Below are 11,600 nucleotides of genomic sequence, written 5' to 3' on the forward strand. Positions count from 1 at the left end.
CTCAGCCGGCGAGCTCGGCGAGCTTGCGCTTCATGGCCGCGATCTCGACCTGCTGGTCGGAGCCGATGTGACCGGCGAGCTGGAAGACCTCGGACTCCTGCCCGCCCTCGCCCTCGGTCAGCAGCGACTCCACCATGAGCACCGCTCCCTCGTGGTGGCGGATCATGCCCGCCAGGAACAACCGGTCGAAGCGTGGACCCGAGGCGCGCTCGAGCCGGTCCATCTCCCGGGGCGTGAGCATCCCCGGCATCCCGTGCTCACCGTCGCCGTGACCCGCATGCATGCCGGTGATGCTCTCGCCGCGGGTGGTCAGCCACCCCTCGAGCTGGTCGATCTCCGCGAGCTGGGACACCTCGATCCGCTCCGCCATCGCCGTCAGGTCGGGGTCGTCGGCGCGGTCGCCGACGAGCGCCGTCATCTCCAGGGCCTGCTGGTGGTGCGGGATCATCCCCTGCACGAAGGCGACGTCGGCGGCGGTGTACGCCGGGTCGTCGACCGACTCGGCCTCCTCGGGCGACAGTGTCGTGTTGGACTCCCCCGGCGCACCGAGCTGCACCACGGGCGCGGCCTCGTCCTCGGGCTCGGCCTCGGAGGTGCAGCCCGCGAGCGGAAGCACGAGCACTGCGAGCGCAGCGGTGGCGCGGCCCAGACTGCGGACTCGGGTTGTCGGCATGCGGTCTCCATTCACGGCGGTGATGCCACATTCTGGGTCTGGCGGTCGCGGCCTGTCATCGCTACGTTGACAGGTCATAGTAGGTCGACCACGCCGCGGCCCTCCCGGACCGGACATCACGTGCCGACCTGAGCTGGGAGGGTCACCGCGATGTCTCGTCAACCCCGTCGGAGCCGGACCACGATGCGCGCCGCGGGGGTGCTGGTCCTGGCCGCCGCGCTCGTCCCCGCCGCGGCCTACGCTGCCGACCCGCGCGAGGACCTCCCGCCGGGCTACCTCCCGTGGTCGGAGGCGAGCAGCAACATCGAGCTGCTCGACAACGACCCCCGCGCCGGTGCCTTCGACTCGGACGTGACGGGCTTTAACGGCATCGGGTTCGCCAACTCCGACCTCGCGTTCAGCGGCGACAACGCGATCGTCGGTAGCTTCAACGGCTTCCAGGTCTACGACCTCTCCGACCCGACCGACCCGACGCTGCGCACGTCGTTCGTGTGCCCGGGCGGGCAGGGCGACCCGTCGGTCTACGGTGACCTGCTCTTCATCTCCGTGGAGGAGACGCGGGGCCGCATCGACTGCGGCACCCAGGGCGCCCCCGGCGCCGTGAACGCCGAACGGTTCCGCGGCGTGCGGATCTTCGACATCTCCGACATCGACAACCCGGTGCAGCTCCCCGGCGTGCAGACCTGCCGCGGCTCCCACACCCACACGATCGTCTCCGACCCCGACGACCCGGCCAACGTCTACATCTACAACTCCGGCACCTCCGGCGTCCGGTCGCCGTTGGAGCTGGCGGGCTGCGAGAACGTCAACCCCAACAACCCGGCCCCGGTGACCTCGGGCAACCCGACCCAGTGGCGCATCGACGTCATCAAGGTCCCGCTCGTGGCACCCGAGACCGCTGCCATCGTGAGCCAGCCCCGGATCTTCACCGACCCCGCGACCGGCGCCTTCAACGGCCTGCAGAACACCACGCCCGGCACCCTGCACCCCAGCGGTACGCCGTACTCCCCGCTGCCCAACACCAACACCTGCCACGACGTCACCGCCTTCCCGGCGCGTGAGCTGGTGGCCGGCGCCTGCCAGGGCAACGGCATCCTGCTCGACACCGAGGACCCGGTGAACCCGGTGCGCCTGGATGCGGTGTCCGACCCGAACTTCTCCTACTGGCACTCCGCGAGCTTCAACAACGACGGCACCAAGGTGATCTTCACCGACGAGTGGGGCGGTGGCACCAGTGCCCGGTGCCGCGCGACCGACCAGCCGGAGTGGGGCGCCGACGCGCTCTTCGACCTCGAGGGCGACCAGATGGAGTTCGCGAGCTACTACAAGATGCCGGCCGTGCAGACCACCGCGGAGAACTGCGTCGCGCACAACTCGTCGCTGGTCCCGGTGCCCGGTCGCGACATCCTCGTCCAGGCCTGGTACCAGGGCGGCCTGTCGGTGATCGACTTCAGCGACACCGCCAACCCGGTCGAGATCGCCTACTTCGACCGCGGGCCGATCAGCACGCCGGCGAACCCCAACGGACTCAACCTCGGCGGACTGTGGTCGACCTACTGGTACAACGGCCAGGTCTACGGCACCGAGATCGCACGCGGCTTCGACACCTTCGGCCTGACCACGAGTGACATGCTCAGCGAGAACGAGCTCGACGCCGCTCGCGAGGTGCAGCTCGAGGAGTTCAACGCCCAGCACCAGGAGCAGATCGTCTGGACGCCGAGCTTCAACGTCGCCGGTGCCTACTTCGACCAGGCCGTCCGGTCGGGCGAGCTCGCCGGAGCCACGCTGGCCAAGGTGTCCAAGCACCTCGAGAAGGCAGAGCAGCTCGACGGTCGGGGTGCCGCGTCGAAGGCCCAGCTGGCCAACGCCATCCGGGTGCTCGACGACTCCGGCGACCAGGGCGAGCTCAAGCAGGCGCTGAAGGAGCTCCGCGAGCATCTCTGAGCGGCGGGGGCGCCACCACCGGTCCGGTGGTGGCGCCGCCCCTCAGCGGTGGTGGCGCCGCAGCCCGAAGGTGAGCCCGTCGACGAGCGCACCCCACGACGCCTCGATCACGTTGGCGCCGACACCGACGGTGACCCACGACGACTCCCCGTCGGTGGTCTCGATGAGCACGCGGGTGATCGCGTCGGTGCCGTGCCCCTGGTCGAGGATGCGCACCTTGTAGTCGATCAGCTCGAACTTCGCGACCTCGGGGAAGGCCTGGCCGATCGCCTCGCGCAGGGCGGCGTCGAGGGCGTTCACCGGCCCGTTGCCCTCGCCGGTGACGACGTAGCGCACCCCCTCGGCCCGGAGCTTCACCGTCGCCTCGGAGACGGCCTCGCCCTGGGTGCGCGTCTCGGTGATCACGCGCCACGACTCGACGTCGAAGTAGGACGGCCGGGTGCCCTCCACCTCCTCGGCCAGCAGCAGCTCGAACGAGGCATCTGCTGCCTCGAAGGTGTGGCCGCGCTGCTCCATCGCCTTGACCCGCTCGGTGACGCGGGTGACCAGCTCCCGGTCGTCGGAGAGGTCGTAGCCGAGCTCGCGACCCTTGAGCTCGATGGAGGCGCGACCGGCCATGTCGGAGACGAGGAGGCGCATGTCGTTGCCGACGACGAGCGGGTCGAGGTGCTGGTAGAGGTCGGGGTCGACCTTGATGGCGCTGGCGTGAAGGCCCGCCTTGTGCGCGAACGCGGACGTGCCGACGTAGGGCTGGCGTGAGGCCGGCGGGACGTTGGTGACCTCCGCGACCGCATGGGCGATGCGGGTGGCCTCGCGGAGCAGGCCCTGGGGCAGGACGGCGCGGTCCAGCTTCAGCTCGAGGTTGGCCACGACGGTGACCAGGTCGGCGTTGCCGGTCCGCTCGCCGTAGCCGTTGATGCACCCCTGGACGTGGGTCGCACCGGCGGCGACGGCGGCCAGCGAGTTGGCCACCGCGCAGCCGCTGTCGTTGTGGGCGTGGATGCCGACCCGGGCACCGGTCGTCCCGACCACGTCGAGCACGACGTCGGAGACCCAGTCGGGCAGCATGCCGCCGTTGGTGTCGCACAGCGCGACCACCTCGGCGCCGGCCTCGGCGGCGGTGCGCAGCACCTCGAGGGCGTAGGCCCGGTTGGCGCGGTAGCCGTCGAAGAAGTGCTCGGCGTCGAGGAAGACCGTCTGGCCCTCCTCGCGCAGGTGCGTGACCGTGTCGCGCACCATCGCGAGGTTCTCCTCGAGCGTGGTGCGCAGGGCGAGCTCGACGTGCCGGTCGTGCGACTTCGCCACGAGGGTGACCACGCCCGCCCCGGAGTCGCGGAGGGCGGCGACGAGCGGGTCGTCCGCGGCGCGTACGCCGGCCCGGCGGGTCGCGCCGAAGGCGGCGAGCCTGGCGTGCTTGAGGTCGAGCTCCTCCCGGGCGCGGCGGAAGAACTCGGTGTCCTTGGGGTTCGCCCCCGGCCAGCCACCCTCGATGTAGCCCACGCCGAGGCCGTCGAGCTGCTTGGCGATGGACAGCTTGTCGGCGACCGAGAGGTTGAGGCCCTCCTGCTGGGCGCCGTCGCGCAGGGTGGTGTCGTAGACGTGGAACGAGCCGTGCAGGTCCATCGGAGGTCTCTCGGTCGCGAGTGTGGGGCGGCGGTGGGGCAGAAAAAAACCTCCTGGGGTGCAGGAGGTAGGCGCGGCGGGGATCCCGTCGCGCTAGGAAATGATGATGCTGGTGCAGGTGGTCACGCATCCATGGTGCCACCGATCCCACGCCCCTGAGACGTACGTCTCGGCATCCGGTCGGCACGCACACGCGTGCCCCGGGCGCCACCCCCCACGAGCGACACCCGGGGCACGTGATGTCCCCCCGGACCCTGAGCCGGTCAGCAGCTGTAGGCGTCTGCCCCGGCGACGTACGTCTCCACCATCTGCATCGGCAGCGGCGAGCCCTCGGCGAAGTACTCCAGCCCCTTGCCGTCGGCGCCGTTGGGGTTGGTGCGGCCCGTGTGCTTGGGGTCGCCGATGGTCATCTTCTCGAAGACCTTGAGCCCGACCGGCAGCCCGGCCTCCCGGAGCGCGGCGTAGCCGGCGTCGCGAGCGCCGTCGCAGGCGGCGGTGTAGCCCTCGAAGCCCGCGCCCATCTCGGCGGAGACGACGAACCAGTTCGACGACGTCGGCCCGTTGAGCGAGTACATCGGGATGAAGCAGTGGTGAGCGCTGGCGCTTGCCGCGGTGACGGCGATGGCTGCGGCCGCGCCGGCGGTGATGACGCCGAGGCGTCGGACGGTGGTGATGCCCATGGTTCTGTTCCCTCCCCCGGACCCCCTGCGGGTCGCGGCAGGAGCAGTCCACCGCCTGGGGCTGGCGTCGGCCACGAACAGCGACCCGCACAGTTCTCGCACAGTTGGCCGGGTGGCCGGGCGTCCCCCGCGAGGCGGTGCCCCGCGGGGGACGTCGGCTCGGGTCACCCGAGCGCGCGGTACTCCGTCCACGCCATCTGCATGCGAGCGGCCTGACCGTTGGTGAACTCGGTCATGCAGGAGTCGTAGGTGTAGTCCATGAAGTTGGTGATCGGGTCGAGTCCCCCGCCGGCGCACGTGTCGCGCGCGACCGGGCACTGGAAGGCAGGCGACGCCTCGGGGGCGGTGTCCGCGACGTAGTCGCCCGGCTCGGCGCACCCGCCCTGGAACGTGTGGTAGAGCTCGAGCCAGTGGCCGACCTCGTGCGTCGCGGTGTCGCCCTCGCCGTAGGTCGAGTAGACGCTGGTGTCACCGGTGTCGCCCGGGACGCTCGGCAGGCTGCGGTAGTCGACGACGACGCCGTCGCGGTACTGCGGGAGCGGGTTGCCGGCCGTGGCCTCGGCGTCGAAGTCGGAGGGGAAGTAGGCCCAGCCGAGGAGCGACTGGCCGAGCGAGGCGGAGTAGATGTTGAGCGTCTCCGAGGTGCTGTCACCGTAGAGCGCCTTCTTCATCGCCACCTCCTTGCCGCCACCGCGGAAGTAGCGCGGCTCGGCGCCGTTGGAGGAGATCAGGTTGAACCACTGCGGCTCGTAGGTGCGCGTCACCTCCTCGAGCTCGAAGGAGAAGCCGTGCGGGGCGTAGGCCTCGTTGAGCACCCGGATCTGCTCGTCGATGCGGGCACGGGAGAGGTCGCCGCCCTCCTGGCCACGGTCCTTGGCGATCACGTGGAAGCGCACCGGGACTGTCACGGGCTCGAACGCAGCGGCCGCCAGTGTCGTGCCGGGCTTGCCCTTGGCGGACGTGCGCGAGGTCGTGCGCGCCTTCGCCGCCTGGGCGAGCGGGTCCTTGTGCACGACGTGGAGGTCATCGCGCGGGATGGTGCCGGCCGGCGCGGCTGCGATGTCGCCGTAGTCGATGCAGTCGGTGGCCTTGTCCTTGGCGGGCGCGGCGAACGACGGCGTCGACATGCCCATCCCGAGGACGAGGGCGGTGGCCGCGACGCCGAGGCGTCGTAGGGCAGGGGTGCTGCTGAGGTGCATGGGGGGTCCCGTTCACGTGAGTCGGTTGAGGGGACCGTATGCCCGCGCGGCGGGTCGGGAGAAGACCCACTTTCGGGTGGAGCAGGCCGTCGGGACGACGCGAGAGCCCCCGACCTCTGGTCGGGGGCTCTCGTGATCGTCACCTACGGCCGGTCGGGGTCCTCGACCACGTGCACGGCCGCCTCCTCGGCGCCGGCCGCGGCACCGTCGATGCCCACGTCCTCGGCGACGAGGTCCTTCTCGGTGTCGGTCCGCACACCTTCGTCCGCGGCGACCAGGCGTCCCGCGCGCTCGCCCTCGGCGCCCTCGACGTCGGCCTGGACGGCCTCGCCCTCGCTCGAGTCCTCGGCCACCATCGCGGCCAGGTCACCACGCGCGGCCTCCTCGTCGGCGACCTCGTACGGGTCGGGCTCGGCGACCTCCTGGTCGACCCGCTGGTCGAGCGACTCGCCCTGGATCTCCTCGAGCGGGGTGTTGCCGTAGCCCTGCGCCGCCGACCACTTCTCCGGCGGCGAGTAGCCCTCGTCCAGCGGCTCGGCGAGACCCCGGTCGTCGACGAGGCTGTCGCCGTCGCCCTGGGGCTGGTTCTCGTCGTCGACGCTGTAGCCGTGGTAGCTCTCGTTGTCGGTGCTGTCCCCGGTGACGTCCACGGCCGGGTCGGTGCCGATCTCGGTGGCGATGTCGGGCTGGTCGGAGCTCATCGGTCCTCCTGCTGTCAGGTGCGTGGGCAGGCTAGGTACCCCGTGAGGGCCCACCTGAACGGCGAGGTCCGTCACAGCCAGCCGGGGAGCCTCACGTCGGAGAAGGGGGCGGCGTCGTACGGCGTCCAGCTGGTGCCCTGCGCCGACGCTGCGGCACCGAGGCCGGAGCCCGTGGCGGCGACCAGCAGGGTGACGAGCAGCCACGGCACGCCGCGACGGGCGAGCGGGTCGACGAGGCGGTGCACCGGCGAGCGCAGCCGCTCCGACCCCGGCCCCCACCAGGTCGACAGCGCGAACATCGCGCCGATCACGGCGAGCGAGGTCGTCAGCGACAGCGACGCCGCGAAGCAGAGGAGCGCGACCGCGCAGGCGATCCCGGCGCTCCAGAGGAAGAGCACGAGGGAGCCGCCGAGACCGGCAAGCGCGTGCCAGGGGGCGGCCAGCAGCACCTGGATGCCGTCGTACCACCTCGCGCCGCGACGGTAGCGGCGGTTGCCGGCGGACGCCGCGGCCAGCGAGCCGCTGCGCAGCGGCCACACGAGGACGAAGAGGACGGCGAGCGCGACGTAGGGGGCGAAGGTGATCGCGCCGGCCACGACGCCACCGGCGGCGAGGAGCGTGAGCGAGCGGCGCATCCGCTGGCCGGCGGGCACGTGCGGTCGGGCGGGCGGTCCGTAGTCGGTCACGTGCTCGGTCGAACCGTCCGGGAGGACGCGGGTCTGGCGGTGCGGGAGCGTCCCGGCGTCGCCCCACCCGACGGTGTCGTCGTGCTCGGAGCGGTCCCAGTCGTGGGACCAGTGGACCGGCTCGTCGACCGGCTCGTGGACCGGCTCGTGGACCTCCGGCGCGTGGAGCGGGGCGGCGACCGGCTCCGCCAGCGCGGCCGCACTGCCGACACGGGTCGGAGCCTCCAGGTCCTGGCGGACACCGGCGACGTAGGGCAGCGTGACCGGGCTCGCCGCGTGGTGGCGCTCCTCGGCCCCGGGCGTCCCGAGGTCCTCGAGCCAGTCGCGCACCTCCTCCAGCGAAGGCCGGTCCGCGGGCTCGGGCGCGAGCGCCTCCTCGACGAGCTCGACCACGACGGGGTCCAGGCCGGTCAGGTCGTGCTCGCCACGCCGGACGCGGTCCATCACCGCCACGGACGGCCCGCGGCCGTAGGGCGCGCGACCGGTGCCGGCGTACGCCACCGTGGCGGCCCAGGCATGCACGTCGGAGGCGGCGGTGGCGTCGTCGCCGTAGAGGATCTCGGGGGCGAGGTAGCCCGGGGTGCCGAGCAGCCAGCCGTTCATCGTGATCCGCGAGTCCTCGGCGACGCGGGCCAGGCCGAAGTCGATCAGGATCGGCGTGCGGCCCTCCATGATCACGTTGGACGGCTTCACGTCGCGGTGCAGCACCCCGACGGAGTGGACCGCCTCGAGCGCCTCGGCGAGGCAGTCGGCGAACCAGAGCAGGTCGGCGCCCTCCAGCGCCCCCTCCTCCTGCACGTGGTCGTGGAGCGAGAGGCCGGGCACGTAGCGCGTGGCGACGAAGGGGATCTCGCCGAACGGGTCGGCGTCGACGATCTCGGCGATGCGACGGCTGCGGATGCGGCTCAGCGAGCTCACCTCGCGCGCCAGCCGGCGCCGGGCCTCGTCGTCGCCGACGACGTGCGGTCGCAGGACCTTGATCGCCACCGGACGCTCGCCCGGCTTCTGCCCGAGGTGCACCACGCCCATGCCGCCCTCGCCGAGGCGGGCGCGCAGCGCGTAGCCGCCGACGGTGAGCCCGGGCGGCGGCGCCTTCGGGGACGTCGTCACGGCACGAGGATACGGCGGGAGCCGCGGTGCACCCCGATCCCGGCACGCGCGGCGGGGCGCTGTCGGCCCCGTGGGCGACCATGGGGTGGTGGACGACCCCCGGCAGCGACTCCAGCACGAGCGCGAGCAGACGCTCCAGCGACTCGCGAGCCTGACCGGTGACTACGACGCGGTCGTCGCGGCGTCCCTCGACACCAACGCCGACGACGAGCACGACCCCGAGGGCACGACCATCGCCTTCGAGAGGTCCCAGATCGGCGCGCTCGTGCGCCAGGTGCGACACCACCTCGCCGAGCTGGACGCCGCGCTCGCCCGGGTCGACGCGGGCGTCTACGGCACCTGCGAAGTGTGTGGGTCGGCAATCGGGGACGCGCGACTCGACGCGCTGCCAGCCGCGCGCACCTGCATCCACTGTGCGTCCCGGCGGTCGTGAGCTGCCCCTCGGCCATCTGGCCGATCCGGCGGACGGCGAGAGCGCACTACCGTGCTCGGGTGCTCACCCGCGTCCGATCACTGGTCCTGTCCGTGTGGCGGCTGCCCGCCGCGCCGGACGCCCGCCCGGCCGGGCCCTTCGACTACGCCTTCGTGGCCGTGGCGGCCGTCGTGGCCGTGATCGAGGTCGCGGTGCTGCGCACGGACCTGCCGTTCCGGTGGCTGTCACTCGCTGGTTTCCTGGCGTGGCTGCCCACGCTGCTGGTGCGCCGGACCATGCCGCTGCTGACGGTGTCGGTGTTCGCGGCGGCGATGCTGGCGCTGCTCGTGGTGACGTCGACCACCGCGGCGCCGGCGCCGGGCGACCTCAACACCGCCGTCGTGGCACTCCTCATCCCCTACAGCCTCGCCCGGTGGGCGTCGGGCGCGGGCGCCGCGGAGGGCCTCACCCTCTTCTTCGTCGTCGCGAGCATCTCCCTGGCGTCGCAGGACGTGTCGGCCGCCGACCGCATCGGCGGCACCGCGGTGGTCGTGGCCGCCGTCGCACTCGGCGCCGCTGGCCGCGCCCGGTCCATGCTGCGATCGCGCCAGCTCGACGACGTACGCCGTCTCGAGCGGGAGCGTCTGGCGCGCGACCTCCACGACACGGTCGCCCACCACCTCACCGCCATCGCGATCAGCGCGCAGGCCGGCCTCGCCGTCGCCGACCGGCAGCCCGAGGCGGCGGCGGACGCCCTGCGTCGCATCGACGAAGAGGCGACGCGCACGCTGGCCGAGACCCGAAAGGTGCTGCGGATGCTCCGGACCGACGACGAGCCGCGCGAGCGACCGCTGGACGACCTCCTCGGCCTGGCGAGCAGCGGACCCGGACCGACGGTGGAGGTCGCGGTCGACGGCGACCTCGACGACCTGTCCCCCACCGTCGCCGCCGCGCTCCAGCGCATCGCCCAGGAGGCCGTCGCCAACGCCCGCCGGCACGCCCGTGACGCCACCTTCGTCCAGGTGCGGGTCGCCAGCGACCAGGACTGCGTCGAGCTCGTCGTCACCGACGACGGTCGCGGGTCGACAGGCAGCGGCGACGGGTTCGGCATCGCCGGGATGACCGAGCGGGCCGCCCTGCTCGGCGGCCGTCTCGAGGCAGGGTCGCTGGCCCCGCTGGTCGGCTGGCGGGTCACCGCGCACCTCCCCCTCGAGGAGGCCCTATGACCCTGCGCGTGCTGGTCGCCGACGACCAGGAGATCGTCCGCACCGGGCTCGCGATGATCCTCGGCGCCCAGGACGGCATCGAGGTCGTCGCCACGGCCGTCGACGGCCAGGACGCCGTCGAGCAGGCGCGCGCGCTGCGTCCGGACGTGTGCCTGCTCGACATCCGCATGCCCCGGCTCAACGGCATCGAGGCCACGCGCGCGCTGGCCGGACCGGACGTCGCCGACCCGATGGCGGTGGTCGTGGTGACCACCTTCGACCTCGACGACTACGTCTACGGCGCGCTGCTCGCCGGCGCGCGCGGCTTCCTGCTCAAGGACTGCGGCCCGCAGCTGCTCACCCACGCCGTGCGGGCGGCGGCCGACGGCGGCTCGCTGATCGCGCCCACCGTGACGACGCGCCTGCTGCGCAGCTTCGCCGGCCGTGACACTCCCCCGCAGCCCACGACGCCCCTGACCGAGCGGGAGGAGCAGGTGCTGGTCGCCGTCGCCCGCGGCCTGACCAACCACGAGGTGGCCGCCGAGCTCTACATCTCGCTCAGCACCGTCAAGACGCACCTCGGCTCGCTCATGGCCAAGCTCGGCGTGCGCAACCGGGTCGAGCTCGCGCTGTGGGCCTACCAGACCCGACGGCTCGACTGACGCGCCTGCGAGCGCCGCACCAGCCACTCCGCGACGGCCAGGTTGAGCACCCACGCGAATCCCATCCCGGTCGCCTTCAGGGCCCCGCCCGGCTGGTCGACGAGGAGGACCATCGGCCCGAGGACGACCGCCTGCGTGCCCGCGCCCTGCGCGACGGCGTACGACCTCGCCATCCACCGCTGGTGGCCGCGCACGTCGCGACTGCGGATCGCCGCGAGGCCGAGCACGAGCCCGACCGCCATGAGGGTGCCGAACACCAGTCGGAGCCACATGAGCGCGGCGTTGTCGTGGACCGGAAGGTCGTCGGACACCGCCATCACCAGCCCGCTCACGGCGGCAGCGAGGCCGGCGGGGACGAGCACGCGGCCGCTCCAGCGGTGCCAGCGCGGACGTCGGCGACGGAGGGACGGCATGAGCTGGAAGGCACCGAGCACGCAGTACGTCGTCGCTCCGAGGATGTGCACCACGACCGGGACCGGGAGGTCGAAGAAGCGGGCGTTCTCGCTCGTGCGTCCCGACGACAGGTCCACCAGCCGGGCGGCCCCCGCGACCACCGGCACGAAGGTGAGCGCCAGCAGGCTCGTGGGGATCCACCAGTCGCGGCGGGGACGGGGTCGGGCGACGGGCGGGCCGGTACGGTCGGAGGCGGTCGTCGTGGCGACGAGCCTCGTCGCGCCGGGCGTACGACGCATCGGCCCGCAGGCC

11 protein-coding genes are annotated in these 11,600 nt (G+C 72.6%); 4 read left to right on the top strand and 7 right to left on the bottom strand.

All coding sequences use genetic code 11. The features are described from left to right. Position 1: 1 nt before the first annotated feature. Positions 2 to 673: a DUF305 domain-containing protein gene (locus tag ACNKF0_RS15340; protein WP_416953466.1), complete on the bottom strand. Its 672-nt coding sequence runs from the start codon at positions 671 to 673 to the stop codon at positions 2 to 4. Positions 674 to 823: 150 nt separating this feature from the next. On the opposite strand from ACNKF0_RS15340, the gene ACNKF0_RS15345 reads away from it, so the two are divergent. Next, on the top strand, positions 824 to 2,617 hold the full coding sequence (locus ACNKF0_RS15345; protein ID WP_416953468.1) for an LVIVD repeat-containing protein: 1,794 nt from the start codon (positions 824 to 826) through the stop codon (positions 2,615 to 2,617). A gap of 42 nt (positions 2,618 to 2,659) precedes the next feature. On the opposite strand, the gene cimA is transcribed toward ACNKF0_RS15345, so the two are convergent. The 5 genes from cimA to ACNKF0_RS15370 form a co-directional block, all read right to left on the bottom strand. Further along, complete coding sequence (gene cimA / locus ACNKF0_RS15350) at positions 2,660 to 4,240, bottom strand: citramalate synthase (protein WP_416953470.1); 1,581 nt, start codon at positions 4,238 to 4,240, stop codon at positions 2,660 to 2,662. A 263-nt stretch (positions 4,241 to 4,503) separates the two neighbouring features. After that, a complete protein-coding gene (locus ACNKF0_RS15355; protein WP_416953472.1) occupies positions 4,504 to 4,920 on the bottom strand; it encodes a hypothetical protein in 417 nt (138 codons plus the stop codon). A 164-nt stretch (positions 4,921 to 5,084) separates the two neighbouring features. Then, positions 5,085 to 6,119 carry a zinc metalloprotease gene (locus ACNKF0_RS15360; RefSeq protein WP_416953474.1) on the bottom strand — a complete coding sequence of 345 codons (1,035 nt, stop codon included), beginning with the start codon at positions 6,117 to 6,119 and terminating at the stop codon, positions 5,085 to 5,087. A gap of 143 nt (positions 6,120 to 6,262) precedes the next feature. Continuing rightward, on the bottom strand, positions 6,263 to 6,820 hold the full coding sequence (locus ACNKF0_RS15365) for a DUF5709 domain-containing protein (protein WP_299924601.1): 558 nt from the start codon (positions 6,818 to 6,820) through the stop codon (positions 6,263 to 6,265). Positions 6,821 to 6,891: 71 nt separating this feature from the next. Beyond that, the gene (locus tag ACNKF0_RS15370; protein WP_416953476.1) at positions 6,892 to 8,616 is read right to left on the bottom strand and encodes a serine/threonine protein kinase; all 1,725 of its coding nucleotides are present in this window, start codon (positions 8,614 to 8,616) and stop codon (positions 6,892 to 6,894) included. Positions 8,617 to 8,704: 88 nt separating this feature from the next. On the opposite strand from ACNKF0_RS15370, the gene ACNKF0_RS15375 reads away from it, so the two are divergent. Genes ACNKF0_RS15375 through ACNKF0_RS15385 form a run of 3 tightly spaced genes read left to right on the top strand, consistent with a single transcriptional unit; the run spans position 8,705 to position 10,895 of the window. Then, positions 8,705 to 9,049 (top strand): TraR/DksA family transcriptional regulator, encoded by a 345-nt coding sequence (locus ACNKF0_RS15375; RefSeq protein ID WP_416953478.1) that lies wholly within the window; start codon positions 8,705 to 8,707, stop codon positions 9,047 to 9,049. A gap of 59 nt (positions 9,050 to 9,108) precedes the next feature. After that, a complete protein-coding gene (locus tag ACNKF0_RS15380; RefSeq protein WP_416953480.1) occupies positions 9,109 to 10,254 on the top strand; it encodes a sensor histidine kinase in 1,146 nt (381 codons plus the stop codon). Further along, entirely contained in the window at positions 10,251 to 10,895 is a 645-nt protein-coding gene (locus ACNKF0_RS15385; protein WP_299924611.1) for a response regulator transcription factor, read from the top strand. The genes ACNKF0_RS15380 and ACNKF0_RS15385 overlap by 4 nt, the downstream gene beginning before the upstream one ends. Here the strand turns inward: ACNKF0_RS15385 and ACNKF0_RS15390 are convergent. Next, positions 10,871 to 11,587, bottom strand: a complete 717-nt coding sequence (locus ACNKF0_RS15390; RefSeq protein ID WP_416953482.1) for a DUF2306 domain-containing protein — start codon at positions 11,585 to 11,587, stop codon at positions 10,871 to 10,873. The genes ACNKF0_RS15385 and ACNKF0_RS15390 overlap by 25 nt on opposite strands. Between the last annotated feature and the right edge of the window lie 13 nt (positions 11,588 to 11,600).

It is taken from the genome of Nocardioides sp. T5, from assembly GCF_048161455.1.
Classification (GTDB): Bacteria; Actinomycetota; Actinomycetes; order Propionibacteriales; family Nocardioidaceae; genus Nocardioides.

Bases quoted from the DNA above. Each gene is read 5' to 3' on its own strand.
- ACNKF0_RS15340 (WP_416953466.1), bottom strand. From the start codon at position 673: ATGCCGACAACCCGAGTCCGCAGTCTGGGCCGCGCCACCGCTGCGCTC.
- ACNKF0_RS15345 (WP_416953468.1), top strand. From the start codon at position 824: ATGTCTCGTCAACCCCGTCGGAGCCGGACCACGATGCGCGCCGCGGGG.
- cimA (WP_416953470.1), bottom strand. From the start codon at position 4,240: ATGGACCTGCACGGCTCGTTCCACGTCTACGACACCACCCTGCGCGAC.
- ACNKF0_RS15355 (WP_416953472.1), bottom strand. From the start codon at position 4,920: ATGGGCATCACCACCGTCCGACGCCTCGGCGTCATCACCGCCGGCGCG.
- ACNKF0_RS15360 (WP_416953474.1), bottom strand. From the start codon at position 6,119: ATGCACCTCAGCAGCACCCCTGCCCTACGACGCCTCGGCGTCGCGGCC.
- ACNKF0_RS15365 (WP_299924601.1), bottom strand. From the start codon at position 6,820: ATGAGCTCCGACCAGCCCGACATCGCCACCGAGATCGGCACCGACCCG.
- ACNKF0_RS15385 (WP_299924611.1), top strand. From the start codon at position 10,251: ATGACCCTGCGCGTGCTGGTCGCCGACGACCAGGAGATCGTCCGCACC.
- ACNKF0_RS15390 (WP_416953482.1), bottom strand. From the start codon at position 11,587: ATGCGTCGTACGCCCGGCGCGACGAGGCTCGTCGCCACGACGACCGCC.